Here is a 25,183-nt window from a genome sequence, read left to right on the forward strand (position 1 = left end):
ACATAGGCTCGCCTCATCCGGCCGCCGCTGTATGGCTTTGCGATTTGAGGAATCGCGTCCGCACACCCGGCGATAATGGCATTCGGGCTTGGCCCTTAGCGAGGATCCCTCCAGGGTTTTCAGACAAGGCCAGGCCACAAAAAGGGGAACCCAACATGACCACCAATGCTCTTGCCAGCTTAGCTACTGCCCTCGTTTCGGGCTCCATCAAGGTCGTCGATCTGACCGCGCCGCTTGGTCCCGAAACGCCGGTGCTCTACCTGCCGCCGCAGTTCGGCAAGAACACGCCGTCGGTCAAGGTACACAAGATTTCGGAATATAATCAGGACGGGCCGTTCTGGGCGTGGAACTGGCTCGAACTCGGCGAGCACACCGGCACGCATTTCGACGCGCCCTGTCACTGGATCACCGGCAAGGACAACCCAAACAATACGACCGACACCATCCCGCCGCAGAACTTCGTCGCCCCGGTCAATGTTATCGACCGATCGAAGGAAGCTGCCGCCAATCCGGACTATCTGTTGACGGTCGATAGCATCAAGGAATGGGAAGCCGAGCACGGCGCGATCGAAGCCGGCACCTGGGTGGTCCTGCGCACCGACTGGTACAAGCGCAATGGCTCAACCGAAAGCTTCCTCAATGCCGACGAAAACGGCCCGCATTCGCCAGGCCCGACCGCTGAAGCGATCGAATATCTGCTGACGAAGGGCATCATCGGCTGGGGTTCGGAAACGATCGGCACCGACGCTGGTTCCGCCGGCGGGATGAACCCGCCCTTCCCGGCCCACAATCTGATGCACAAGAACAATCGCTACGGCCTCGCCAGCCTTTCCAATCTCGATCAGCTTCCAGCCAAGGGCGCCGTGCTGATCGCCGCACCGCTGAAGTTCGTCAAGGGCACGGGCTCTCCGGTGCGCGCGCTGGCGCTGGTGGCATGATATGGCAGGCCATACCTTCGCCCCGACGGGGAGAAGGTCGTGCGGCACGCACGGGTTGAGGGGGCGTTGCACCGTAAGGCTGCCTTTCGCTTGCCGCTCAAGGCCCTCGTCGCGTTGCTCCTCGGCCCCCTCATCCGCCCTTCGGGCACCTTCTCCCCGCTGGGGAGAAGGGGGAGTTAGTCTATGACCTCCCCCGATTACATCATCGTCGGCAGTGGCATCAACGCGCTGGTCGCGGCCGCCATGCTGGGCAAGAAGGGCCGCAAGGTGCTCGTCCTCGAGCGGAACGACCGCATCGGCGGCTGTCTGCGCAGCGAGGAGATCACCGAACCGGGCTTCGTCCATGACATCATGGCAACGACGATGGTGCTGTTCCTGACGTCGCCAGCCTATCGTACCATCGGCAAGGATCTGGAAGCTTGCGGCCTCGAATTCGCCCACGCCGATCTGCCGACCGGCGTGCTGAGACCGGATGGTTCGCACGTGATCTTCTCGAAGGACAGGCGGCGCAACATCGCCACCTTCGACGAACTGTCGCTGGGCGACGGCCAAACATTCCTGCGCGAGATGGATGCGCTCGCGACCGACGCCCCCTTCCTGTTTTCACTGCTCGGCGGCGCGCTATGGTCGGGCGCGACCTTAAAGGCTGTCGCCAAGCAAGGTTGGGGCCGCGGCCTGCGCAAGCTCGCCGCCTGGTTCGGCGACGCCCTGACGCCGGCGCGCGGCTATCTTGAAACCACCTATCGTTCTGAAGATATTCATGCGCTCTGGGCGCCTTGGGTGCTGCATTGCGGCCTCGGGCCGGAGAGCGCCTATTCGGCCGAGATGCTGAAGGTCATCGGCTTTGCCCTGGAGCTCGCGGGTGCTCCCATTGTCAAAGGCGGCGCGGGTGCGCTGCTCGCAGCCTTCGAACGGCTGATCACGGACAATGGCGGCGAGATCCGCACCGGCGCCGATGTCGAAAGCCTCATCTGCGGTCCCAGCGGGCGCGCCGGCGGCGTCAAGCTTGCGGGCGGCGAAACCCTGAACGCCAATGCCGGCATCATCTGCTCTGTAACGCCGAACCAGCTCTACGACCGGCTGCTGAAAGACTGGCCGACGCCGCCACCCCCGGACGTCAAAACGAGCGTTGCCCGTTATCGTTATGGCAAGGGCAATATGCAGATTCACTACGCTCTGTCCGAGCCGCCACGCTGGAAGGCAGATGCGGAACTTGGCAAGGTCGCGCTTCTTCATTTGACGCCCGGTCTCGACGGCGTTTCGCGCGCCGCCAATGAATGCGAACGGGGGCTGCTGCCGGCCGAACCGACCATCTGCGTCGGCCAGCCCACCTCCTTCGACCCCAGCCGAGCGCCGGCGGGCAAATCGATCCTCTGGCTGCAGCTTCCCGAGGCGCCGCGGCATATTAAAGGCGATGCTGCGGGCGAGATTGCAATACCGGCGGACGGCCGCTGGACGGACGAGGTGCGCGAACGCTATGCCGACCGCGTCGAGGCGCTGCTCGAAAGCCATATCGAGAACTTCTCCGGCATAAAGCTCGCCCGACGCGTCTATTCGCCCGCCGATCTCGAAGCCATGAACATGAATCTCGTCGGCGGCGACCCCTATGGCGGCTACTGCGGCATAGACCAGTTTTTCCTCTGGCGCCCCTTCAAGTCCTCTGTTAACCACCGCACCCATGTAGCAGGCCTGTACCACATTGGGGCTTCGGCACATCCTGGGCCGGGTCTCGGAGGAGGTTCGGGTTTCCTGCTTGCATCATCATTAAAATAACAGGAATCCACGGGGAGATATCGTCTTATGGAGGAACGGTTTTCAGGTACCGTTTTGCGGCGTCGCAAGGAGGGCACGGAAAAACGTCCGACCATGGGCGAGATAGGGCTCAACCACTTTGCCCCCTACCTGATGAACCGGCTGATGGCCCGCTGGAACATCAACATGTCGGAAGAGCTGCGCGAATACGACATGACGACCGCAAAGATGCGGGCTCTCGCCGTCCTTAGCGTCTCCTCCTCGGTCACCATCAACGAACTCTCCGTCTTTGCCGTCACCGAACAATCGACGATGAGCCGCACGCTGGATTCCCTAGAGCAGCAAGGCTTCATCCGCCGCCAGCCTCGCACCGAGGACATGCGCATCCGCGACGTCTCCATCACCGAAGAAGGCCGCGCCGCTTTCGAAAAGGTCTGGCCGACCATGTACGATCTGTTTCTGCAGATGTTCGACGGCGTGGAAGAAACGGAATATCGGGCGTTCATCTCGACGCTGCACAAGGTGCTGCACAATATCCGCAAGCATGAGATTTGAGGTGAGATCGGGGTGGCGCCAGTGGCCGCCCCGTCCTTCGAGGCATCTTTCCGCTGCGCTTCAAGATGCACCTCAGGATGAGGCGGAGAAAATTTCGCTATTATCGCAAAGGGTTAGCCCTCATGGTGAGGTGCGCAGGCCATGAGGCCGGAGCCTCGAACCACGAGGGCGGGTGGCTGAAACACGCCCGTCACACCGTCGCCACCGTCTTCAGCGCCCCGTCGAGCGCAATCCCCTTCTCATCCAGCAGCGCCGCCTGCCTCAACCTCTTCATCCACGCCGCGCCGTCGTCGCGATCACGCAGCATCGAAAGCGCCGACATCACGCGATCGAACTTGGAAAGGCCGCGCGCATGCGTGTCGGAATAGCCTTTTACCAGGCGGCGGTTGTTGAGGACTTCGACAGCGAGATCGTAGTTCACGTCAAGCAAGTCGGTCGCGGCTGCTAGCCAGATTTCCCGATGCTCGACTTCGCGCATATGGCGCAGCGTACCCCGGCGGGTTCGGCGCAGCGCTGAGACGATATAAAGCCCGAGGAACCAGAAGAGCGTGCCCGTCTGCACACGGCGCCCCTTGTTGACGATGCGATCGAGGCAATTGAAGAGCTTGGGTCGGCTCTCGATCCAGAGGCCGAGGCCTTTCGGCAAGGTGCCGCACACCTCTTCCATCCGGGGATGCATATATTCGGTCATATAGACGATCTGGTCGTCCTTGGCGCCGACTTCCTTTCGTACGCGATCGAAGCGCGACGCGCGCACCTTCAGATCGGCGACGCGGATGACATCATCGTAGGCCATGGCGACGGCCACATATTTCGCCGCTTGCGCGGTAAATGCAAAATCCTTCGCCGCACCGCCGGCTTTGCGATCCAGCGCGTAGAGCGCTGCAACGCGGGTCAGATATTCATCGGCATAGGCCGGGTCCTGATAGTCGGTGAGTTTCTTGACACCGGCAAATAGCAGCGGCTGCGCCTGCTCCGGAAACTCGGCGCGGATGCGATGCACGAGACCATCGAGCGCCGGGTGACCAGTCGTTTCCGGCAGTGGATCGAAATGTTTCGATGGCGTCGCTGAAACGGCATCGCGCGGCTTGTCCTTGGCGCGATCGAAGGCGGCGTTGAAAGCCTTTAGGCTAGGCTCAATGCCTCTGCCGCCGGCACGGATCATGGCTTCGAAGGCCTCTTTGGCGAAAGGCAGCGCCCCCGAGGCGGCGAGCGCACCGAACATCGACGCGGAGATCACGCTGCCATTCTTGACGGCCAGCGTCTCCATGTCGAAGGCGATCGTCCGTTTTGCGGCAAAATCCGTGGCGTCCACCACCATTTCCGGATTGCCGATGCCATTGCCCGGTTTCTCCTTTTCGCCGACCGCGAAGGAACGATGCGTCGAGGCGATCAGCACGGTCTTGTCGGGCGTCACCAGACCGCGCAGCACGGAGCGACCGGCCTCCATCAGCTCGGCAGCCAAGACGACATCGACATCTCCCGGCGTCGGCATCAGCGAGAAGATCGGCGCATGGCCGTCACGGGCCGGGAGCATCTCGATATAGTAGATCGTGGCACCCGTGCGCTGCGCCACGCCAGGAACAGAGGTGGTCTGCGCCATCCAGCCTTCGGCTTCGGCAAGCCCGACGATCCAGTCGGCCAAGACGCCGCCGCCCTGGCCGCCCATGGCGAGGACGGCCAGCGATAGCGGTTTGTCGGTCGACAGACGTTGAGTGCCGATATTGCTCATGCTGACATGCTCGTTCATATCGATCTCTCAATCCGCAAAGACGATGCGGCCGGCCTTACGGCGAGCCTGCAGCCAGCCGATGACGGCGGCGCGCATGCGGGCGAGGAAGCGATCCCAGCCGGTTGGATTGTGGATGATATCGGCACGGTAGAAGGAGGGACAAAGGACGGCGGCCTCCGCCACTTCGCCGCAATTGCCGCAGCCGACGCAATTGTTGTCGACCGCCGCCACCGGATCGTCCTTCAGCGGATCATCGGTGTACTTGACCGACAGCGACGGACAGCCGGAAAGGCGGATGCAAGCATGATCGCCCGTGCACACATCCTCATCGACCCCGAAGCGCTCCTTGACCATGCGCTTGCCGTCCTTCACCGCCTGGGCGAATTGCGGCTTCACGCGCCGCTGCTTGTTGAGCATACATTCCGACGAGGCGACGATGATCTTCGGGCCAGGCTCCTTCGAAGTCAGCGCCTCGCGCAACGTGTCGCGCATCTTGCCGACATCATAGGTCCGGTCGATCTGGCGAACCCAGGTGGCGCCGATGCCCTTGACGGCGTTGACGATGGAATTGTTGGTTTTGCGCCGCGGGTTCAGTGCGCGTGACGACGGGATGTCCTGGCCGCCCGTTGCCGCCGAATAATAGTTGTCGACGACGAGAATGACGCCGTCCTGCTTGTTGAAGATGGCATTGCCGACCGAGGTCGCCAGGCCGTTGTGCCAGAAGCCGCCATCGCCCATCACGGAAATGGCGCGCTTGTCGGCAGCGACGTTGAAGGCGGAAGCCGCGGCCGGGCCAAGGCCATAGCCCATCGTCGTGCTGCCAATGTTGAACGGCGGCAGGATTGAGAACAGGTGACAGCCAATATCGCCAGAGATGTGATGTTGGCCGAGTTCATTCTCGACCAGCTTCATTGCCGCGAAGATCGGCCTTTCGGGACAGCCGACGCAAAATCCCGGCGGGCGCGGCGGCACGACTTCGGCTAGCGCCTTAACCTTCGGGTCGTTGAGAACAGGCGTTGGGTCAGGCAAAGGCGGCTGGTTGCCGAGCAATACGCGCTGATGCGTTTCGAGGAAATTCTTGATGCCCTTCACCAGCACCGGCGGGGTATATTCGCCACCCATCGGCAGGACGTCCTTGCCGGAAACCTTGGTCTGGATGTCGCGGCGGCGCAGGATGGTGTTGAGCGATTGTTCGATATATTCCGGCGCCCCCTCCTCCACCATCAACACCGCTTTCTTGTTCGCACAAAATTCGGCCATCTGATCGTCGACCAACGGATAGGCAACATTGAGAACATAAAGCGGGACAGCGGAGTTGCCGTAGACATCGGCAAGGCCGAGCTGCTGCAGCGCGCGCATGACGCCATTATACATGCCGCCCAACAGGATGATGCCGACATCGCCTTCGGATGGTCCGAAATACTCGTTGAGCTGACGCTTCTTGATGAAATCGACAGCCGCCGGCCAGCGCTTCTCCAGCTTCTCCTTCTCATGCAGGAAGGAGGCCGGCGGCAGTACGATGCGGTTGACGTCGCGCACTGGATTTTCCAACGCCTGCTTGAGCGTATAGTTCGGCCGCTTGTTGTCCTTGGCTTCGAACTGGCCATGAACATGGCAGCTACGAATACCCACCTGCAGCATGACGGGCGTATTCGAGGCTTCCGACAATTCGAACCCCTCCTCGACCGCCTGTACGATCGACGGCAGGTTCGGACGCGGATTGAGCAGCCACATCTGCGACTTCATCGCATAGGCATGACTGCGCTCCTGCATGATCGAGGAGCCTTCGCCATAGTCTTCGCCGATGATGATCAGCGCGCCGCCGGTGACGCCGCCGGATGAAAGGTTGGAGAGCGCATCGGAGGCAACATTGGTGCCCGCCGTCGACTTCCATGTGACGGCGCCGCGCACCGGATACATGACCGAGGCCGAAAGCATGGCAGCGGCGGCGGCTTCCGAAGCCGAGGTCTCGAAATGGACGCCCAGGTCCTCCATCACGTCCTTGGCATCGGCCAATACGTCCATGAGATGGGAGATCGGCGATCCCTGGTAGCCGCCGACGTAGGACACACCGGATTGCAACAGTGCCTTGGTGATCGCGAGGATACCTTCGCCACGGAAGATATCGCCTTCTCCGAGCTTCAGATCCTCGACTTCGCGCGCAAACGACCGTTCGGCCATCGAAGTTACCCCTTTGCCCTATCGGGCTTGCTTCTAAATCATTTGCAAAATCATATTTTGAACCTCGTCTGGCTGTCAATGAACAAATCGGAAACTCGGCAATCCGATATGCTCGCCGGAGCCAGATTCAAATTAAGGTACAGATCAAATGCTATTTTTAGTGTGTAAGGACAAATGGCAATATATGCATATGCATAAATTATGTGCTTTCGCGCGCTGAAGCCCTCAACCAGAGAGCAGCATCCGAATCTGCAAAATGCCAGAGAAAGCGCTTGCCGGTTTCGGAGCCTTATTTTAAGATTAAAACATTCCGAAAATAAATCGCCAGTGGCAGGTGGGCGTCGCGCTTTTCTGCCGCTTAACAGGGGAACGGAGTGATCATGACAACACTTACTCGGCGCGAGGCATTGAGCCTCGGCGCGGCCGCTTTCATTACGGGAATTCTCGCAGGCAGGACGAGCGTGGAAGCCGCCGAGGCCGGCACGCTGACCATTGCCTTCAACGTCAATTTGCCCTCTTTCGATCCCACCACCGGCCCCTCGGCGGTCAATCCGACGATCCAGGCAATCTATCGCTCCGTCTTCGACCAATATATCGGCCAAGGCCCGGATCTGAAATTCCAGCCGGGCTTGCTGACCGCTTGGGGCTGGAACGACGATAAGACCAAGGTCTGGATGGATGTCCGCGAGGGCGTCGCCTGGCATGACGGCTCCAAATTCACGCCTGACGACGTCGTCTGGTCGCTGGAGCGCGCCGCCAAACAGGAGACCGGCAATCCGATCCAGTTCATCTGGTCGACAGCCAACAATTATAAGGTGGAAGGCAATCGCATCACCGGCGATGTCGTTCGCTTCGAGCCGACCTATTTCAAATGGATGGCCTTCCTGACCGGCTATGTCCTGCCGAAAGACTATTACAGTAAGGTCGGCGCGGAAGGCTTCGAAAAGAAGCCCGTCGGCACCGGCCCCTACATGGTCGACGCCTATGAGGGCAATTCCTACCTGCGGCTGAAGGCGAACCCCAACTATTTCGGCGGCAAGCCGGCCTTCGATACCGTCATCTTCAAATTCGTACCGGATACGACCAGCCGCGTCGCTGAGATCGAATCCGGCTCCTCCGATGTGACACTTGAAATCCCCTATGAGGATTTCGACCGCCTGAAGAAGAAATCGGGACTTGCCGGCGTCGCCACGCCGATCTCCGATATCGGCATGATCTTCATCAGCAATGTCGACCCGATGCTGGACAAGAACGTCCGCCTCGCCGCCAATATGGCGATCGACAAGGAAGCGATCATCAAGCGCCTGCTGCGCGGTTACGGCAAGCCTCTGTCGACGCTGGAAGCGCCGGAATACGAGGCCTACGACGCCTCGATCAAGATCCCCTATGATCCGGAGCAGGCCAAGAAGCTTTTGGCGGTCAGCGGCTATTCGCCGCAAAAGCCGGTGAAGTTCGGCATCAAGACTACCCGCGGCTTCAAGCCGAAGGATTATGAGATGATCCAGGCGATTGTCGGCATGTGGCGCAAGGTCGGCATCGAAGCTGATATCGAGGTCTACGAAATCGCCAAGCATTACGAGCTGCGCGCCGCCCACAAGCTCGGCCCGGCCGCCTTCTACAACTGGGGCAACGCCATCGGCGACCCGACGACCTCGACCGGCTTTGCCATGTTCGGCCCTTCGCCGCACTCGGCCTGGAAGACCAAGGATGTCGATGACATGCTGGGGCCGCTCTGGGTGGAAAAGGACGAGGCAAAGCGCATTGCCGGCTGGAAGGCTGCGATCAAGTATATCGCCGAGCAGGGCTACGTGATCCCGCTGCTGCAATATGTCCAACCGATCGTCTATAAGTCGAGCCTGAAGGTGACGCCGAATGTTTCAGGCGCGCTGCAGCCGACGCTGGTGTCGAAGGCTTGATGGGTAAGTTACCTTCTCCCCTTGGGGAGAAGGTGGCCCGAAGGGTCGGATGAGGGGGTGGCGCGGCATGTTCCGTAAAACCTGACGGTGCAACGCCCCCTCAACCTGCGCTGCGCGCGTCCTTCTCCCCGACGGGAGAAGGTATGGCCACCAGCGAATGCGATCGGAACTCATAACGAATGCTAGCAGTTTCCACACTCAATCGCCTGATCATGGCCGCCATCACGCTTTTCGGTGTGGCGTTGATCGTCTTCGTGCTGCTGCGCGTCGTGCCGGGTGATCCGATTGCGATGATGATCTCGCCGGGCGCCAGTCCCGCCGATATCGCTGCCCTCCGGGCTCATTACGGCCTCGATGCCAGTCTCGCCACCCAGTTCGGCATCTGGCTCAAATCGGTTCTGTCAGGCGATTTTGGCACCTCGATTTCCTTGAAGCGCGACGTTCTTTCCTTGCTGGGAGAGCGCCTGCCGGCAACGCTGGAGCTTGCCTTTACCGCCCTGGTGCTGGCAGTTGTTCTCGGCGGCGCAGTCGCCATCGTCGGCACGCTTGTCCGGCGCACGCCGCTGGAACCCATCATCGACAGCCTCAACGGCCTCTTTCTCGCCGTACCTGATTTCGTCTGGGCACTCGCTCTCGTGCTGGTCCTCGGCGTTCTCTTTCCGCTCTTCCCGCTATCCGGCCGCATCGATCCGAGCATCGACGCGCAATTCGCGACACCCTTCTATCTCATCGAAAGCCTGGTCACCTTCCGTTTCTCGATCTTCGCCGATATCGTTTCCCATATGGTCATGCCGGTGCTGGCGCTCGGTCTGCCACTCGCCGCCATTATCGCCCGCGTGCTGAAGGCGACGCTCTCGGAAGCCATGGTGCAGGACTATATTCTGCTCGCCAAGCTTAAAGGCATGTCGAACCTGCGCTTGGTGTTGCAGGAAGCACTCCGCAACGCTGTCGGCCCAACGATCGCGCTCACCGGCGTGCAGTTCACCTTCCTGATCGGCGGCACCGTGATCGTCGAGCGCATCTTTGCCTATCCCGGCATCGGCAATATGGCGATCGACGCCGTCATCAATCGCGACCTGCCGCTGATCCAGGGTCTTGTGCTGGTCTTCGGCGCCCTCTTCATTCTCATCAATCTGGCCGTCGACCTGCTGGTGGCCGCCTTCAATCCGAGGCTCGCCCATGGCTGATATCGCCGCGACTGCCTCGCCCAAACCGTCGCGTGCCGCCAGGCGCCTGCGTGCGCTGCTGTCGGAACCGAAGGTGATCTTCGGCGGCGGCTTCATCCTCATCCTGATCATCCTTGCGATCTTCGCACCCTATATCGCACCGAAAGACCCTCTGGAGCAGGACCTGATGTCGGGCACCCTGCCGCCCATCTGGCTCAACGGTTCTGACCCGGGCTTTCTCCTTGGCACGGACGACCTTGGCCGCGATGTGCTGTCTCGCGCCATATTCGGCTCACGCGTCGCCCTCATCGTCGCCTTCGTCGCGGCAGGCTTGGCGGCCCTGATCGGCACGCTGCTCGGCCTTTTCGCCGGCTGGTATGGCGGCTGGATCGACAGAGTGATCTCGCGCCTCGTCGACATCTGGATGGCCTTTCCGCCGGTGCTACTATCGATCCTGCTGGTGGCCGTTTTCGGCTCCGGCGTGCATTCGGTCATCGCCGCCATCGTCATCATCGACTGGACGCGCTTCTGCCGCGTCGTACGCTCCGAAACCCAGGCGCAGGCACAAATGGATTATGTCACCGCCGCCCGCACGATCGGCTTCTCGCGTGCAAAAATCCTGTTTAGTGAAATTCTGCCAAATGTCGCGCCTGTCCTGATCGCCCTCGTCAGCCTGGAGATGGGTATCGCCGTCATCGTCGAGGCCATCCTTTCCTTTGTCGGCCTGTCGGTCTCTTCGGACACGCCGACCTGGGGCGGCATGATCGCCCAAGGGCGACAGATCATCTATGACGGCTGGTGGGTACTTCTCGTGCCGCTCATCGCGCTCTTTGCCACGGTGCTCGCCTTCAACCAACTCGGCGACGGCCTGCGCCGCGCACTCGACCCGGTGATGCGCCGATGACCGAACCGCTTCTCTCCATCACCGGCTTGAACGCCGTCTCCGACCGCGATGGCGGCGCGCCGATCCTGCGCGATGTCTCGCTGACGTTGCAACGCGGCGAAGTCCGCGGCCTCGTCGGCGAAAGCGGCGCCGGCAAATCCACTATCGCCAAAGCCCTGCTCGGAATTTTGCCGCGTACGGTACGCGTTACCAACGGCTCAATTCTGTTCGAAAGCCACGATCTGCTGAAACTGCCCGCGAAGCAGCTTCGCGACATCATGGGCAACGAGATTTCACTGATCCCGCAGGACCCGCAGACCGCTCTCAATCCTGGCCGACGCATCGAGGCGCAATTGACCGATGGTTTGCGACTGAAGCGTGGCCTGTCTTCGCGCGATGCCAGGCTACGGGCCCTGAAATTGCTGGCGGAAGTGCATATCCGCGATCCTGAACGGGTATTGCGCGCCTATCCGCACGAACTTTCCGGCGGCATGCGCCAGCGCATATTGATCGCCGCCGCCTTCGCGCTGGAGCCGAAGCTGGTGGTCGCCGACGAGCCGACCACGGCCCTTGATGTCACGGTACAGAAGCAAATCCTGCGGCTGATCCGCGGCCTGCAGGAGGCACACGGCACCGCCGTCATCTTCGTCACCCACGATCTCGGCGTCGTCGCGCAGATCTGCGATACAGTCACCCTGCTTTACGCCGGCAAGGTCATCGAGGATGGCCGCACGGCCGACGTGCTCGGCAATCCCCAACACATCTATACCAAATCCCTTATCGCCGCCGGACCGCGCTATGACCGGCCCGATGCCGGGCTGACGCCGGTGCCGCAAGCGGTCTTCGAACAATTGCGCAGTGAAATCGGCATTCGGGAGGGCGGAAGATGAGTGCGTCCGACATCCTCCTCTCGGCAAAAGGCCTCGACGTCACCTACGGCGCCAAGCGCCATCTTTTTGGCCCGGCCGATGGCGGTAACAGGGTGCTGCACAGCGTCGATATCGACATCCGCCGCGGCGAGACCGTCGGCATCGTCGGCGAAAGCGGCTCCGGCAAGACAACGCTGGGGCGGGCACTGCTGCGGCTGGTCGGCCTCTCCGCCGGCACGATCCATTTCGACGGTAGGGATATCACCCGTCTGCCGGACACCCAAATGCGACCGCTGCGCCGGCGCATGCAGATGATCTTCCAGGACCCCATGGCTTCGCTCAATCCGCGCCATACGATCCGCCGCATCCTGGTCGAGCCGCTACTGCTGCATGGGCTTGTGACCGACCGGGAGGCCGCCGAACGCCGCGTCGCTGCGATCCTCGACCGCGTGACGCTGCCGCATGCCTGTCTCGACCGCAATCCGCATGAGCTTTCCGGCGGTCAGCGCCAGCGCATCGGCATCGCCCGCGCCGCCCTTCTCGAGCCGGATTTCGTGCTTGCCGACGAAATCGTCTCCGGCCTCGATGTCTCGACGCAGGCGCAGGTGCTGAATTTGCTGAAGGAGCTTTCCCGCGACCTCGGCCTGTCGATGGCATTCATCAGCCACGATCTCTCCGTCATTCGCGCCATTTGCAACCGCGTCTATGTGATGCGCCATGGACGGGTGGTGGAAGAAGGCGACTGCGAGCACGTCTTCGCGGCGCCTGCCTCCGGCTATACCCGCATGCTGCTTGACGCCATCCCGTTGCCGGAGATCGATCCTACCTGGCTCGGCCGCGAAACCGCGCAGGAGGATGCGGCTTAACCCGGCTGTTTCAGCCGGAAGCGCTGGATCTTGCCTGATTCAGTCTTCGGCAAAGCGTCCACGAAGACGATGGACCGGGGATATTTATAGGGCGCGATCATTGCTTTGACGTGATCCTGCAGCGCCTTCACCAGCAGATCCGAGCCGGTGATGCCGGGCATCAGCACCACATGCGCCTGAACGATATGACCACGATCGTCGTCAGGCTTGCCGACAACGGCGCATTCCAGCACGTCGGCATGAGATAGCAGCGCCGCCTCCACTTCCGGTCCGGCGATATTGTAGCCGGCCGAAAGAATAATATCGTCGGAGCGGGCGGCGAAATGGAAATAGCCGTCTCCATCCTGAATGAAGCTGTCCCCCGTCACATTCCAGCCATCCCTGACATAGTCGGCCTGCCGGTGGTCGGCGAGGTAGCGGCAACCGATGGGGCCGCGAACCAGGAGCTTGCCGATCGTGCCGCGCGGGACCTCTTTCATGTCGTCATCGACAACGCACGCCTCATAGCCGGCGAGCGGCTTGCCAGTGCAGTTGGGCTTGGCATCGTGAAGCCGGTTGGAAATGAAGATATGCAGCAATTCCGTCGAGCCGATGCCATCGAGGATCGGCTTGCCGGTCTTCCGCGTCCACTCTTCGAAGATCGGCCCCGGCAGCGTCTCGCCGGCGGAAACGGCAATGCGGAGGGAAGAAAGGTCAGCTCCTTCCTCCATGGCCGTCAGCATGGCGCGATAGGCAGTCGGCGCAGTAAAGCTGATCGTCGCGCCATATTCCTGAATGATCTCGATCATATTCTTCGGCGAAGCATTTTCGAGCAGCGCCGTCGACGCTCCGAACCGCAGCGGGAACACGACGAGACCGCCAAGCCCGAAGGTAAAGGCGATCGGCGGCGAGCCGATGAAAACATCCTCGGGCGTCACCTGCAGGACTTCCTTGGCATAGGTGTCGGCAATGATGAGGATATCCCGGTGGAAATGCATGGTGGCCTTGGGAACTCCCGTCGATCCCGAGGTGAAGCCAAGTAGCGCCACATCGTCCCGCCCCGTCTTTGCTGCCTCGAAACGCACCGGCATGTTGAGCGCGATCCTATCAAGCTCAGCATCGTGATTGGCGGTGCCGTCGAAGCCGACGACCTGCTTCAGAAACCGGCTTTCCTTCGCCGCCGCAACGAGATCTTCCAGCAGCCTCGTGTCGCAGAGCGCAAAAGTGATTTCCGCCTTGTCGATGATCTTCGACAGCTCGCCCGATCGCAGCATCGGCATGGTGTTGACCGCGACGGCGCCGACCTTGGTCACCGCCAGCCAGCAGGCAATCATCGCCGGATTGTTGCCCGAGCGGATAAGAACACGATTACCGGGCTTGATACCGAAATTCTCGACAAGCGCATGCGCAATGCGATTGGTCCAGTCCGCCAGCTCCTTGTAGGTACGCCGGCGGCCATTGCCGATCAGCGCGACGTGATCGCCGAAGCCGCGCTCGACCATGCGGTCGCTGAGTTCGACACCGGCATTCAGCCATTCGGGATAGTCGAAACCATCGAGCAGCAGCTCCGGCCATTCCCCTGCCGGCGGCAGGTTGTCCCGCGTGAATGTATCGGCATGACCCGTCGGTCCAAGCATGGTTCGCTCCCGCATTCCTCTCGACCCAATTCGCCGCTCAACGCCGATCTCCCGGCAGCGTGTGCAGCATCGCGGAAAATGATTGCACCGAAGACGCAAATGTTCAAGGAAGAAATTTTAAGCCTAAAATAATTTTCGAAATTCATTGATTCAGAAGCATATTTTGATCTTAATTTACCCCGAGGATCGCATTTCACCCTGAGAATCCGGCGAGACAACTCTTGACGAATGGTGGCGACAAGATATTTTAAACTTAAATAAATTCGAGTGGCCCGGCTTCGGTGTCACAGGAGGGATAAGCGATGCAAATCGTCTGTATCGGCGGCGGACCCGCGGGCCTCTATTTTGGGCTTCTGATGAAGAAGTTGCATCCCGAGCATTCGATCAAGGTCGTCGAACGCAACCGCCCCTATGACACCTTCGGCTGGGGTGTCGTCTTCTCCGATGCTACCATGGTGTCGATGCGCGAATGGGATCCGGAAAGTGCTGCCGAAATCGAAGATGCCTTCAATCATTGGGACGATATCGAGATCTGGTTCAAGGGCACGCGTCAGCGTACCTCCGGCCACGGCTTCGTCGGCATCGGCCGCAAGAAGCTGTTGAATATCCTGCAGAAGCGCTGCGAAGCTCTCGGCGTCGAGCTGATCTTCGAAACCGACGTCACGTCCGATCTCGACTTTCCGGACGCCGATCTGATCATCGGTTCGGATGGTCTGAACTCACGGATCCGCAACCACTATCCCGAAGTCTTCCAACCGGACATGATCACCCGGCCGAACCGCTACATCTGGCTCGGCACCAACAAGCTCTTCGACGCCTTCACCTTCGATTTCCGCAAGAGCGAACACGGCTGGTTCCAGGCGCATATCTACAAGTTCGATGACAAGACCTCGACCTTCATCGTCGAAACCACCGAGGAAGCCTATCTTGCCCACGGTCTCGACAAGATGGACCAGGACGGCTCGATCGCCTTTTGTGAAAACTTGTTCTCGGAAGTGCTCGACGGCGCTGCGCTGATGACCAATGCGCGTCATATCCGCGGCTCGGCCTGGCTGAATTTCAACCGGTTGATCTGCGGTAAGTGGAGCCATTTCAACGGCAACTCGCATGTCGTGCTGATGGGCGACGCCGCCCACACCGCCCATTTCGCCATCGGCTCCGGTACAAAACTCGCCATTGATGACGCGATCGAACTCACTCGGCAATTCCAGATCCACGGGCACAGCAAGGACAATATCCCGGCGGTTCTAGAAGCCTATGAAGAGATCCGCCGCGTCGACGTCGCCCGCATCCAGAATGCGGCGCGCAACGCCATGGAATGGTTCGAAGTGGTCGGTCGCCGCTACGCCGACACGTTGGAACCCGAGCAGTTCATGTATTCGATGCTGACCCGCTCGCAGCGCATCAGCCACGAGAACCTGCGGCTGCGCGATAAGACTTGGCTGGAAGGCTATGAGCGCTGGTTCGCGAGGAAATCCGGTCTTGCAGTCGGCAACGACCGCTGCCTGCCGCCGATGTTCACGCCCTATCAGCTACGCGATGTAACGCTCGTCAACCGCATCGTCGTCTCGCCGATGGCAATGTATTCGGCAGAAAACGGCGTCATGAACGATTTCCATATCATTCATCTCGGCTCACGTGCCCTTGGCGGAGCCGGTCTCGTCTTTGCGGAAATGACCTGCGTCACGCCCGATGCCCGCATTACCCCCGGCTGCCTTGGCCTCTGGAACGAGGAACAGGCGGCACAGTGGAGGCGGCTTGTCGAATTCGTTCATACAAACAGCGCCGCCAAAGTCGGCATCCAGCTCGGCCATGCCGGCCGCAAGGGTGCGACGAAAGTGGCGTGGGAGGGGATCGATCAGCCGGTAGCCAAAGGCGAATGGCCGCTGATCTCAGCCTCTGCGGTCCCCTATCTCAAGAACAGTCAGGTCCCGAAGGCCATGGACCGCGCCGACATGGATCGCGTCAAGGCCGATTTTATCCATGCGACGAAACTGGCGATCACCACGGGCGCTGATTGGCTGGAACTGCACTGCGCTCACGGCTATCTCCTGTCGAGCTTCCTGTCGCCGCTCACCAATCTGCGCGAAGATGAATATGGCGGCAGCCATGAAAATCGCGCCCGTTATCCCCTGGAAATCTTCCGGGCCATGCGCGCAATCTGGCCCGAGGACAAGCCCATGTCCGTCCGTCTTTCCTGTCATGACTGGACCGATGGCGGCAACACGCCGGAAGATGCGGCGATTTTCGCTGGTATGTTCAAGGATGCCGGCGCTGACCTGATCGATTGTTCATCCGGTCAGGTGTCGAAGGAGGAAAAGCCTGTCTATGGCCGCCTCTTCCAGACGCCGTTCTCGGACAAGATCCGCAATGAGATCGGCATTCCGACCATCGCCGTCGGCGCGATCTCCGAGGCCGACCATGCCAACTCGATCATCGCTGCCGGACGCGCCGATCTCTGCGCCGTCGCCCGTCCGCATCTGGCAGATCCTGCCTGGTCGCTGCACGAAGCCGCCAAGATCGGCCTGACCTCGATCGCCTGGCCGAAGCAATATCTCTCCGGCAAGGTGCAATACGAAACCAACCTTGCCCGCGCGGCCGCCGCTGCGCCGGCGAAGTGAGCAACCGATGACGACGTCAGGTAAACTCACAGGCCGCCATGCCCTCGTCACCGGCGCCGGTAGCGGCATCGGCGCCGCGATCGCGCGGGCGCTTGCGGCCGAGGGTGCACGCGTGACGCTTGCTGGGCGAAAAACAGAACCGCTCGAGGCCGTCGCTGCCGAAATCGGCGCGAATGCTCTCGTCGTCGACGGATTCGATGTTGCGAGCGTCGAAGCGATTGGCGGTGGGCTGAACATTGCCCGCGAAAAATTCGGTCCTGTCGATATTCTCGTCAACAATGCCGGCGAGGCACCGACTGCGCCTTTCGAAAAAACCAGCCTGGAGATGTGGAACCGCGTCCTGACGGTCGATCTCACCGGCGTTTTCCTGGTGACGCAGGCCGTCCTGCCCGATCTCAAAGCATACGGCGCCGGCGCGCGCATCATCAACATTGCTTCCACGGCAGGCCTGACCGGCTATGGCTACGTGTCCGCCTATGTTGCCGCCAAGCATGGCGTCGTCGGCTTGACGCGCTCGCTGGCACTGGAGTTGGCAAAGACCGGCATCACGGTCAACGCCGTCTGCCCGGGTTTCACCGATACGCCGATCATCGAACGTTCGATCGCAACGATCGTCGCCAAGACGGGACGCACGGCGGAACAGGCGCTTTCGGAATTCACCAAATCCAATCCGCAGGGGCGGCTCGTCAAACCCCAGGAGGTTGCCGACACCGTTCTGTGGCTGGCATCGCCGGCGGCGGCATCGATCAATGGTCAGGCAATCGCGGTTGCCGGTGGGGAGGTTTTAGCCGGATGAGCGATCGGGATATGACGATGCAGGGCCATCTCAAGCCCTTCAAAGACTACAAGCCGCAACATTTCCTCTGGGAGGTCAGCGATGACGGCCGTGTCGCCACGATCCGGCTGAACCGCCCTGAGCGCAAGAACCCGCTGACGTTCGACAGCTATGCCGAACTGCGCGATCTCTTCCGTGACCTCGTTTACGCCTCCGATGTCCGCGCGGTCGTATTGACCGGAGCCGGCGGCAACTTCTCATCCGGCGGCGATGTCTTCGAGATCATCGAACCACTGACCCGCATGGCGATGCCCGAGCTTCTCGCCTTCACGCGCATGACCGGGGATCTGGTCAAAGCCATGCGCAAGTGCCCGCAGCCGATCATCTCCGCCGTCGACGGCATCTGCGCCGGCGCCGGCGCCATTCTCGCCATGGCCTCCGATCTGCGCCTGGCGACGTTCGAAGCCAAGACCGCCTTTCTCTTCACGCGTGTCGGTCTTGCCGGCGCCGACATGGGCGCATGCGGAATCCTTCCCCGCATCATCGGCCAGGGCCGTGCCGCCGAACTGCTGTTCACCGGCCGTTCGATGACTTCGGCCGAAGGCCACGCCTGGGGTTTCTACAACAGCCTGCATGTCAGCGCCGATCTGGAGCAGGAAGCCATAAAGCTCGCTCGCTCGCTGGCCGATGGGCCTTGGTTCGCGCATGGAATGACCAAGACCATGCTGAACCAGGAATGGGCGATGGGCATCGACGAGATGATCGAGTCCGAGGCACAGGCCCAAGCCGTCTGCATGGCCACCCAGGATTTCCGCCGCGCCTTCGAGGCCTTCGCCGCCAAGCGCAAGCCTGAATTCCAAGGGAATTGAGGCTATGTCCGCTGTCTCAAGCCTCTCCGGTCCGAGCCGGGATCATCTGGATTGGCCGTTCTTCGATGAGCGCCACCGGGAATTCGTGGCTGAAGTCGACGCTTTCGCCAAATCCTCCGCCATGGCGGATATCGACCATCGCGATGTCGACGGCACCTGCCGCAAACTGGTCAAGGCGCTCGGCGACGCCCGCCTCCTCGCAGCCGCCACCGGCACTTCGGATAGCGACCCGCTGATCGATTCCCGCCTCGTTTGCCTCGCGCGCGAAACGCTCGCCTGGCACGATGGCCTTGCCGATTTCGCCTTTGCCATGCAGGGCCTCGGCACCGGTGCGATCGGTCTTACCGGCTCTGCCGAACTGCGCGCCGCCGTGCTGCCGAAAGTTCGCGCCGGCGACTGGCTCGCGGCCTTTGCGCTGTCGGAAAAGGATGCTGGCTCGGATGTCGCCGCGATGACCTGCGCGGCCCGCGCCGATGGCGATCACTATGTTCTCGATGGCGAAAAGACCTGGATTTCCAATGGCGGCATCGCCGATGTCTACACCGTCTTTGCCCGTACCGGCGAGGCGCCGGGCACGCGCGGCATTTCTGCATTCGTCGTCTTTGCCGACGATCCCGGCTTCTCGATCGCCGAACGCATCGAAGTGATCGCGCCGCATCCGCTGGCGACGGTCCGCTTCGAAAACTGCCGCATTCCCGCGTCGCGCCGGCTCGGCGCACCGGGTGAAGGCTTCAAGATCGCCATGCGCACGCTCGATATCTTCCGTGCTTCCGTTGCCGCCGCAGGCCTTGGCTTTGCCCGGCGGGCACTGGACGAGTCGCTGACGCATGTCCGTACGCGGCCGATGTTCGGCGCAACACTCGGTGACCTTCAGTTGACGCAAGCCGCCCTCGGCGATATGGCGACCGGCATCGACGCAGCGGCCTTGCTCACCTATCGGGCAGCCTGGCGTCGCGACGTGCAGCACCTGGCGACGACGCGCGAGGCGGCCATGGCCAAGATGACGGCCACGGAAACCGCGCAAGCCGTCATCGACCGTGCCGTCCAGCTTTTCGGCGGGCGAGGCGTCAAGGCGGGAGAAATAACGGAAAAACTCTATCGGGAGATACGCGCGCTTCGTATTTACGAAGGTGCGACGGAGGTTCAGAAACTGATCGTCGCGCGCGAACTTCTGAAAATCAAATGACGGGAGACAAGACGATGAGCCGCGAGATTTTCGACTGGGCAGATCCGTTCCGACTGACGGAGCAGTTGAGCGATGACGAACGCATGGTGCTGGACACTGCCCATGCCTATGCGCAGGAGAAATTGGCGCCCCGTGTGCTCGAAGCCTTCCGCCATGAGAAGACCGATCCGTCGATCTTCCGCGAAATGGGCGAACTCGGCCTGCTCGGTCCGACGATCGCGCCGGAATACGGCGGCGCCGGCCTCGGCTATGTCGCCTATGGTCTGATCGCTCGCGAAGTAGAACGTGTCGACAGCGGCTACCGCTCGATGATGAGTGTGCAGTCTTCGCTCGTCATGGTGCCGATCAATGCCTTCGGCTCCGAGGCGCAGAAACAGAAATATCTGCCGAAGCTTGCGACCGGCGAATGGATCGGCTGCTTCGGCCTCACCGAACCGAACCACGGCTCCGATCCCGGCTCGATGGTGACGCGTGCCAAGAAGGTCGACGGCGGCTACAGCCTGACCGGCGCCAAGACCTGGATCTCCAATGCCCCGATCGCCGACGTCTTCGTCGTCTGGGCCAAGACCGACGACGGCGTTATCAGGGGCTTCATCCTGGAAAAGGATTGGAAAGGCCTGTCCGCCCCCGCCATCCACGGCAAGGTGGGATTGCGCGCCTCCATCACCGGCGAAGTCGTCATGGACAATGTCTTCGTGCCGGAAGAAAACCTGATGCCCAACGTTTCCGGGCTCAAGGGTCCCTTCACCTGCCTGAACTCCGCCCGCTTCGGGATCGCTTGGGGTGCGCTCGGGGCGGCCGAAGATTGCTATGCCAAGGCGCGGCAATATGTGCTCGACCGCAAGCAGTTCGGCCGGCCGCTCGCCGCCAACCAGCTCATCCAGAAGAAGCTCGCCGACATGGTCACCGAGATTACGCTCGGCCTGCAGGGTTGCCTGCGGCTTGGCCGCTTGAAGGAAGACGGATATCCGCCGGTGGAGCTCACCTCGATCCTGAAGCGAAATAGCTGCGGCAAGGCGCTCGACATCGCCCGTGCGGCCCGCGACATGCTTGGCGGCAACGGCATCTCGGACGAGTTCGGCATCGCTCGCCATCTCGTCAACCTCGAAGTCGTCAACACTTACGAAGGCACTCACGACATCCACGCCCTCATCCTCGGCCGCGCCATCACCGGCATCGCCGCCTTTTCGAACTGAGGCCGGCCTTGGCGTTCAAAACCACCAGACCTCTGCGCTTCGGAGACTGCGATCCCTCGGGGATCGCCTATTTTCCGTCGTATCTGAACATCCTCGTCGGGGTGCTGGAGGATTATTTCGGCTCTCTCGGCTTTCCCTGGAAGGTGCTGATCAACGACCGCCGCCTCGGCGTGCCCACGGTGCGGCTGGATCTGACCTTTGTGAAGCCGGGCCTACAGGGCGACAATCTCGAATTCATGCTGGCAGTGCGCGGCATCGGCCGCTCCTCGCTGGATCTGGAACATCAGGTCTCGGCGAACGGCCAGGTGCTGTGGTCGGCCAAGCATCGCGTCGTCGCCACCTCGATCGACACCCATAAATCCATTGCGTGGCCGGATGATATCCGTGCCGCGCTGACCCCTCATCTGGAGATGACCGATGCACACCATCCTGCAACCTGAAGGCTGGGCCAAGCCGATCGGATATGCCAACGGCATGGCGGCGACCGGTCGCATGGTGTTCGTCGGCGGTCAGGTCGGCTGGAACGCAGCCTGCCAATTCGAAAGCGACGATTTCGTCGAGCAGGTGCGCCAGACTTTGAAGAATGTCGTCGACATCCTCGCCGAGGGCGGCGCCAAGCCGCAGCACATCACCTCGATGACCTGGTATTTCACCGATAAAAGCGAATATCTCGCCAATCTCAAGGGTATCGGCCAGGTCTACCGCGAGATCATCGGCCGTCATTTCCCGGCAATGGCCGCCGTGCAGGTCGTCGCCCTCGTCGAGGATCGCGCCAAGATCGAAATCCAAGCGACCGCAGTCATTCCGGAATAGGACGGCCCCGCCATGTCGGCATTGCGTTTTTCGGACACCATTTCGGCGACGCTGACCGATGGCGTTCTGGTCGTCACCATCGACAATCCGCCCGTCAATGCCCTCTCGGCCGATGTCCGCGCCGGCCTGATGGCGGCGCTCGATCATGCCGAGAAGGACGGTGCGATCGTTGCGGTCATATTGACAGGGCCTGGCAACATTTTCATCGGCGGCGCCGATATCAAAGAATTCGGCAAACCGCCCGTCGAGCCGCTACTGCCGCAAGTCATTGCCCGCATCGAAGATTTCTCCAAACCGGTCACTGCTGCCATAAATGGTGCCGCGCTCGGCGGCGGCCTGGAAGTGGCGCTTGCCTGCCACAAGCGCTATGCCGCTCCCTCTGCGAAAATCGGCCTGCCGGAAGTCAAGCTCGGCATCGTACCCGGGGCCGGCGGCACGCAGCGCCTGCCGCGCCTGATCGGCGCTGCCGCCGCCATCGATTTGATCGCCAATGGGCGTATCGTTTCGGCCGGTCACGCACACAAACTCGGTATTATCGATAGCCTGATCGAAAACTCGCTGATCGATGCGGCCATTGCCGCGGCCAAGAGCGCAGTCGATCTTCCCCTGCGTCGCACCGGCAAATTGCCTGTCCCAGAAGACTCTAAGGAACCCATCGACAAAGCGGACGCGGACGCTCTTCGCAAGGCGCGTGGTCAGCACGCGCCCGCCGAAGCCGTTCGCCTTGTTCGCCTTGCCGCGACGTCATCGCTGGGCGAAGGCCTTGCCGAGGAACGTCGCATCTTCGTCAAACTCCGCGACAGCGAAGAGGCCGCAGCACTGCGCCACGTCTTCTTTGCGGAACGGACCGCCGGCAAGGTCGACGGCCTCGAAAAAGTTGCACCGCGCAAGATCGAAACCGTCGGCATCGTCGGAACCGGCCTTATGGGCTCCGGCATTGCAGCGGCTGCGCTGAACGCCGGCTACCGCGTCGTCGGCATCGAGCAAACCCACGAAGCCGCCGACAAGGGCCGAGATCGCATTACCGGCATCCTCGACAAAGCCGTTCAATCCGGCCGCCTCGATATGGCAGGCCGGGACGATCGCCTGGGCCGATTGGTTGTCGCCGCCGATGCGCAGGAGCTTGCGCAAGCCGATCTCGTCATCGAAGCCGTCTTCGATGACCTGACCGTCAAGACCGAACTGTTCCAGCGCCTCGACCGCATTGTTCGCGCTGATGCCATCCTTGCGACCAACACCAGCTACCTCGATCCAAATGCCATCGCCGCCGCCACCGCCCATCCCGAGCGGATCGTCGGTCTGCACTTCTTCTCGCCCGCCAACATCATGCGGCTGCTGGAAGTGGTAAACTGCGAAAAGACGGCGCCGGATGTGCTGGCAAGCGCCCTCGCCTTCTCCAAACGCCTCGGCAAACTCCCTATCGTCTGCGGCGTCACCGAGGGTTTCATCGGCAATCGCATTTTCTCCGCCTATCGCCGCGAAGCCGAATTCATGATCGAGGACGGCGCGCTACCGCATGAGATCGATGCCGCGCTAGAGGCCTATGGTTTCCCGATGGGACTCTTCGCCGTTTACGATATGGCCGGCCTCGAAATCGCCTGGGCGCGGCGCAAACGCCAGGCGGCAACGCGCGATCCCGCCGCCCGCTATGTCACCATCGCCGATCGCCTCTGCGAAGCCGGCCGCTTCGGTCAAAAGGCTGGGCGGGGCTGGTACAGCTATCCGGATGGCAAGCGCACGGTGGACCCCGAAGTCACGGCGCTGATCGAAGCCGCCCGCGCCGAAAAGAGCATTGTGCCGAACAGCTTTACCGCAGACGAGATCGTCACCCGGCTGCTGAAGGCCATGGCCGACGAGGGCGAGGCGCTCTTGGCCGAGGGCATAGCCGCCCGCGCCGGCGATATCGATCTGGTGATGATCAACGGCTACGGTTTTCCATCGCACAAGGGCGGCCCAATGTTCGCGGCTGCGCGCCGGTGAAAGCCGTCAAGCAGCCGAGGACAGCAGCGTGAACAGTTCCTGCGGCCGGTTGACGCCGCGCAGCGCGTAGCGGCCGACGGAGACAAGGTCGTTGCTTTTGTGGCTCGAAAGGGCTTCGACGAAATTCGATGACATCAGGATATTGCGGTCGGCCGAACGGCACATTGAGGCAATGCGGCTGACCTCGTTGACGGCCGGGCCGATGACCGTGAAATCCAGCCGGTCCATGCTGCCAATATTGCCATAGAAGACATCGCCGATATGCAGGCCGAGATAGACGTCCGTCACCGGCCTGCCCTCGATCTGCCGCTGGGAGTTGAGGTCGCGCAGCCTTTGACGCAACAACGATTCCGCCATCAGCGCTGCGGCGCATGCATCGGCGGAATTCCGAGCCTTGAAGATCGCCAGCGTACCGTCACCAATCAGCTTCAGCACATTGCCGCCGGCCTCGTGGATCGAGGAAATCACTGCGTCGGCATAAGCATTCAGCATCGGAATGATTTCATCGGGCTCCGCCGTGTCCGAAATGCGGGTGTAATTGGCCAGGTCAGAGAACCATAGCGCCGCCGAAATGCGCTCGGCCTTACCGCGCGTGATCTTGCCTTCGAGAACATGCCGGGCGGCATCCTCGCCCAGATAGACCTCGGCGATGGTGCGGGCGATGCGTCCCATGGCGGTGCATTTGATTGCCAATGCCAATGCCGGAGTAAGCTTCCGCAGCACGCGCAGGTCCTCGTCGGGAAAACCCGCTCCGCCGGTGGTCGCGAAATGAGAATAGAAACAATCCATCTCGCCGATGGTGCCCCCTTCCTCGAAGCGATGCACCATGGCGAGGTAATCGGTGTGACCATCGGCCTTCAACGTATCGAGCCCGAAGAAATCGATCGGATCGCCGAAGCCGATGCGACGACGCACCTCGTCCCCGCCTGTCGTCAGCAAATGATAGAAGGAGGAACGCAGCCAGTTCTCGGCGGCGATCCCCTGCTGCGTCGGACCGTATTCGAACTCGCGTTCGACGACTTGGTTGCCGTCCCAGCGGAAGGCACGCCCCTCATAGACCGGATGCAGCGTATCCATGAGCGCCATGGCGCGATCGACGTTCAACCCGCGCACTCGGCATGCCTCGCAGAACCCTGCCAGGATGTCGGCTTCCCCCATGCCTTTGAGGCCGCCCTGCATGAGCCAGGAGGCGATTTCGCCAATGTCCTTGTCGTTCATGGATATCTCCCGACCCAGAAAGAATTCGCTTTAATACCAAATAGGCAGGCT

Annotated in this window: 20 protein-coding genes; 16 read left to right on the forward strand and 4 right to left on the reverse strand. The window is 61.4% G+C overall.

The genetic code is table 11. From position 1 onward, the window contains the following. Positions 1 to 155 precede the first annotated feature (155 nt). From K290_RS0126730 to K290_RS0126745, 3 genes are all read left to right on the forward strand, one after another. The gene (locus K290_RS0126730; protein ID WP_028754696.1) at positions 156 to 938 is read left to right on the forward strand and encodes a cyclase family protein; all 783 of its coding nucleotides are present in this window, start codon (positions 156 to 158) and stop codon (positions 936 to 938) included. A 183-nt stretch (positions 939 to 1,121) separates the two neighbouring features. Further along, on the forward strand, positions 1,122 to 2,711 hold the full coding sequence (locus K290_RS0126740; protein WP_028754697.1) for a phytoene desaturase family protein: 1,590 nt from the start codon (positions 1,122 to 1,124) through the stop codon (positions 2,709 to 2,711). A gap of 27 nt (positions 2,712 to 2,738) precedes the next feature. Next, positions 2,739 to 3,245 carry a MarR family winged helix-turn-helix transcriptional regulator gene (locus K290_RS0126745; RefSeq protein WP_028754698.1) on the forward strand — a complete coding sequence of 169 codons (507 nt, stop codon included), beginning with the start codon at positions 2,739 to 2,741 and terminating at the stop codon, positions 3,243 to 3,245. Positions 3,246 to 3,435: 190 nt separating this feature from the next. Here K290_RS0126745 and K290_RS0126750 read toward each other — a convergent pair whose 3' ends face one another. Both K290_RS0126750 and K290_RS0126755 read right to left on the reverse strand, forming a co-directional pair. Continuing rightward, complete coding sequence (locus tag K290_RS0126750) at positions 3,436 to 4,995, reverse strand: indolepyruvate oxidoreductase subunit beta family protein (RefSeq protein WP_028754699.1); 1,560 nt, start codon at positions 4,993 to 4,995, stop codon at positions 3,436 to 3,438. A gap of 9 nt (positions 4,996 to 5,004) precedes the next feature. Next, entirely contained in the window at positions 5,005 to 7,158 is a 2,154-nt protein-coding gene (locus K290_RS0126755; RefSeq protein ID WP_028754700.1) for a thiamine pyrophosphate-dependent enzyme, read from the reverse strand. Between the two features lie 380 nt (positions 7,159 to 7,538). On the opposite strand from K290_RS0126755, the gene K290_RS0126760 reads away from it, so the two are divergent. The 5 genes from K290_RS0126760 to K290_RS0126780 all read left to right on the forward strand — a co-directional run bounded on the left by K290_RS0126760 (position 7,539) and on the right by K290_RS0126780 (position 12,858). Further along, positions 7,539 to 9,074 carry an ABC transporter substrate-binding protein gene (locus K290_RS0126760; protein ID WP_028754701.1) on the forward strand — a complete coding sequence of 512 codons (1,536 nt, stop codon included), beginning with the start codon at positions 7,539 to 7,541 and terminating at the stop codon, positions 9,072 to 9,074. A gap of 179 nt (positions 9,075 to 9,253) precedes the next feature. Continuing rightward, positions 9,254 to 10,261, forward strand: a complete 1,008-nt coding sequence (locus K290_RS0126765; RefSeq protein WP_028754702.1) for an ABC transporter permease — start codon at positions 9,254 to 9,256, stop codon at positions 10,259 to 10,261. After that, positions 10,254 to 11,144, forward strand: coding sequence for an ABC transporter permease (locus K290_RS0126770; protein ID WP_028754703.1), 891 nt, complete (start codon positions 10,254 to 10,256; stop codon positions 11,142 to 11,144). The genes K290_RS0126765 and K290_RS0126770 overlap by 8 nt, the downstream gene beginning before the upstream one ends. Beyond that, the gene (locus tag K290_RS0126775) at positions 11,141 to 12,013 is read left to right on the forward strand and encodes an ABC transporter ATP-binding protein (RefSeq protein WP_028754704.1); all 873 of its coding nucleotides are present in this window, start codon (positions 11,141 to 11,143) and stop codon (positions 12,011 to 12,013) included. The genes K290_RS0126770 and K290_RS0126775 overlap by 4 nt, the downstream gene beginning before the upstream one ends. Continuing rightward, the gene (locus K290_RS0126780) at positions 12,010 to 12,858 is read left to right on the forward strand and encodes an ATP-binding cassette domain-containing protein (protein ID WP_028754705.1); all 849 of its coding nucleotides are present in this window, start codon (positions 12,010 to 12,012) and stop codon (positions 12,856 to 12,858) included. The genes K290_RS0126775 and K290_RS0126780 overlap by 4 nt, the downstream gene beginning before the upstream one ends. Here K290_RS0126780 and K290_RS0126785 read toward each other — a convergent pair. Beyond that, positions 12,855 to 14,474, reverse strand: coding sequence for an AMP-binding protein (locus tag K290_RS0126785; RefSeq protein WP_028754706.1), 1,620 nt, complete (start codon positions 14,472 to 14,474; stop codon positions 12,855 to 12,857). The genes K290_RS0126780 and K290_RS0126785 overlap by 4 nt on opposite strands. A gap of 302 nt (positions 14,475 to 14,776) precedes the next feature. Here K290_RS0126785 and K290_RS0126790 point away from each other — a divergent pair, with 302 nt between their 5' ends. The 8 genes from K290_RS0126790 to K290_RS0126825 are packed head-to-tail and all read left to right on the forward strand — an operon-like array spanning position 14,777 to position 23,914. Then, the gene (locus K290_RS0126790) at positions 14,777 to 17,095 is read left to right on the forward strand and encodes a bifunctional salicylyl-CoA 5-hydroxylase/oxidoreductase (RefSeq protein WP_028754707.1); all 2,319 of its coding nucleotides are present in this window, start codon (positions 14,777 to 14,779) and stop codon (positions 17,093 to 17,095) included. 7 nt (positions 17,096 to 17,102) lie between these two features. Next, entirely contained in the window at positions 17,103 to 17,891 is a 789-nt protein-coding gene (locus K290_RS0126795) for an SDR family NAD(P)-dependent oxidoreductase (protein ID WP_028754708.1), read from the forward strand. Further along, the gene (locus K290_RS0126800) at positions 17,888 to 18,739 is read left to right on the forward strand and encodes an enoyl-CoA hydratase family protein (protein ID WP_028754709.1); all 852 of its coding nucleotides are present in this window, start codon (positions 17,888 to 17,890) and stop codon (positions 18,737 to 18,739) included. The genes K290_RS0126795 and K290_RS0126800 overlap by 4 nt, the downstream gene beginning before the upstream one ends. A 4-nt stretch (positions 18,740 to 18,743) precedes the next feature. Next, a complete protein-coding gene (locus tag K290_RS0126805; RefSeq protein ID WP_028754710.1) occupies positions 18,744 to 19,925 on the forward strand; it encodes an acyl-CoA dehydrogenase family protein in 1,182 nt (393 codons plus the stop codon). 14 nt (positions 19,926 to 19,939) lie between these two features. Beyond that, positions 19,940 to 21,121, forward strand: coding sequence for an acyl-CoA dehydrogenase (locus K290_RS0126810; RefSeq protein ID WP_028754711.1), 1,182 nt, complete (start codon positions 19,940 to 19,942; stop codon positions 21,119 to 21,121). 8 nt (positions 21,122 to 21,129) lie between these two features. Beyond that, positions 21,130 to 21,561, forward strand: a complete 432-nt coding sequence (locus K290_RS0126815) for an acyl-CoA thioesterase (RefSeq protein ID WP_028754712.1) — start codon at positions 21,130 to 21,132, stop codon at positions 21,559 to 21,561. Next, positions 21,539 to 21,934 (forward strand): RidA family protein, encoded by a 396-nt coding sequence (locus K290_RS0126820; RefSeq protein WP_028754713.1) that lies wholly within the window; start codon positions 21,539 to 21,541, stop codon positions 21,932 to 21,934. Before K290_RS0126815 ends, K290_RS0126820 begins: the two co-directional genes overlap by 23 nt. Before the next feature lie 12 nt (positions 21,935 to 21,946). Next, positions 21,947 to 23,914 (forward strand): 3-hydroxyacyl-CoA dehydrogenase NAD-binding domain-containing protein, encoded by a 1,968-nt coding sequence (locus tag K290_RS0126825; RefSeq protein ID WP_028754714.1) that lies wholly within the window; start codon positions 21,947 to 21,949, stop codon positions 23,912 to 23,914. 6 nt (positions 23,915 to 23,920) lie between these two features. On the opposite strand, the gene K290_RS0126830 is transcribed toward K290_RS0126825, so the two are convergent. Further along, complete coding sequence (locus K290_RS0126830; protein WP_028754715.1) at positions 23,921 to 25,132, reverse strand: adenylate/guanylate cyclase domain-containing protein; 1,212 nt, start codon at positions 25,130 to 25,132, stop codon at positions 23,921 to 23,923. Between the last annotated feature and the right edge of the window lie 51 nt (positions 25,133 to 25,183).

The organism is Rhizobium leucaenae USDA 9039, assembly GCF_000426285.1.
Taxonomy (GTDB): Bacteria; Pseudomonadota; Alphaproteobacteria; order Rhizobiales; family Rhizobiaceae; genus Rhizobium; species Rhizobium leucaenae.

What these genes read in the sequence shown, in the direction of transcription:
- K290_RS0126730 (WP_028754696.1), top strand. Translation starts at nt 156, where the DNA reads ATGACCACCAATGCTCTTGCCAGCTTAGCTACTGCCCTCGTTTCGGGC.
- K290_RS0126740 (WP_028754697.1), top strand. Translation starts at nt 1,122, where the DNA reads ATGACCTCCCCCGATTACATCATCGTCGGCAGTGGCATCAACGCGCTG.
- K290_RS0126745 (WP_028754698.1), top strand. Translation starts at nt 2,739, where the DNA reads ATGGAGGAACGGTTTTCAGGTACCGTTTTGCGGCGTCGCAAGGAGGGC.
- K290_RS0126750 (WP_028754699.1), bottom strand. Translation starts at nt 4,995, where the DNA reads ATGAACGAGCATGTCAGCATGAGCAATATCGGCACTCAACGTCTGTCG.
- K290_RS0126755 (WP_028754700.1), bottom strand. Translation starts at nt 7,158, where the DNA reads ATGGCCGAACGGTCGTTTGCGCGCGAAGTCGAGGATCTGAAGCTCGGA.
- K290_RS0126760 (WP_028754701.1), top strand. Translation starts at nt 7,539, where the DNA reads ATGACAACACTTACTCGGCGCGAGGCATTGAGCCTCGGCGCGGCCGCT.
- K290_RS0126765 (WP_028754702.1), top strand. Translation starts at nt 9,254, where the DNA reads ATGCTAGCAGTTTCCACACTCAATCGCCTGATCATGGCCGCCATCACG.
- K290_RS0126770 (WP_028754703.1), top strand. Translation starts at nt 10,254, where the DNA reads ATGGCTGATATCGCCGCGACTGCCTCGCCCAAACCGTCGCGTGCCGCC.
- K290_RS0126775 (WP_028754704.1), top strand. Translation starts at nt 11,141, where the DNA reads ATGACCGAACCGCTTCTCTCCATCACCGGCTTGAACGCCGTCTCCGAC.
- K290_RS0126780 (WP_028754705.1), top strand. Translation starts at nt 12,010, where the DNA reads ATGAGTGCGTCCGACATCCTCCTCTCGGCAAAAGGCCTCGACGTCACC.
- K290_RS0126785 (WP_028754706.1), bottom strand. Translation starts at nt 14,474, where the DNA reads ATGCTTGGACCGACGGGTCATGCCGATACATTCACGCGGGACAACCTG.
- K290_RS0126790 (WP_028754707.1), top strand. Translation starts at nt 14,777, where the DNA reads ATGCAAATCGTCTGTATCGGCGGCGGACCCGCGGGCCTCTATTTTGGG.
- K290_RS0126795 (WP_028754708.1), top strand. Translation starts at nt 17,103, where the DNA reads ATGACGACGTCAGGTAAACTCACAGGCCGCCATGCCCTCGTCACCGGC.
- K290_RS0126800 (WP_028754709.1), top strand. Translation starts at nt 17,888, where the DNA reads ATGAGCGATCGGGATATGACGATGCAGGGCCATCTCAAGCCCTTCAAA.
- K290_RS0126805 (WP_028754710.1), top strand. Translation starts at nt 18,744, where the DNA reads ATGTCCGCTGTCTCAAGCCTCTCCGGTCCGAGCCGGGATCATCTGGAT.
- K290_RS0126810 (WP_028754711.1), top strand. Translation starts at nt 19,940, where the DNA reads ATGAGCCGCGAGATTTTCGACTGGGCAGATCCGTTCCGACTGACGGAG.
- K290_RS0126820 (WP_028754713.1), top strand. Translation starts at nt 21,539, where the DNA reads ATGCACACCATCCTGCAACCTGAAGGCTGGGCCAAGCCGATCGGATAT.
- K290_RS0126825 (WP_028754714.1), top strand. Translation starts at nt 21,947, where the DNA reads ATGTCGGCATTGCGTTTTTCGGACACCATTTCGGCGACGCTGACCGAT.
- K290_RS0126830 (WP_028754715.1), bottom strand. Translation starts at nt 25,132, where the DNA reads ATGAACGACAAGGACATTGGCGAAATCGCCTCCTGGCTCATGCAGGGC.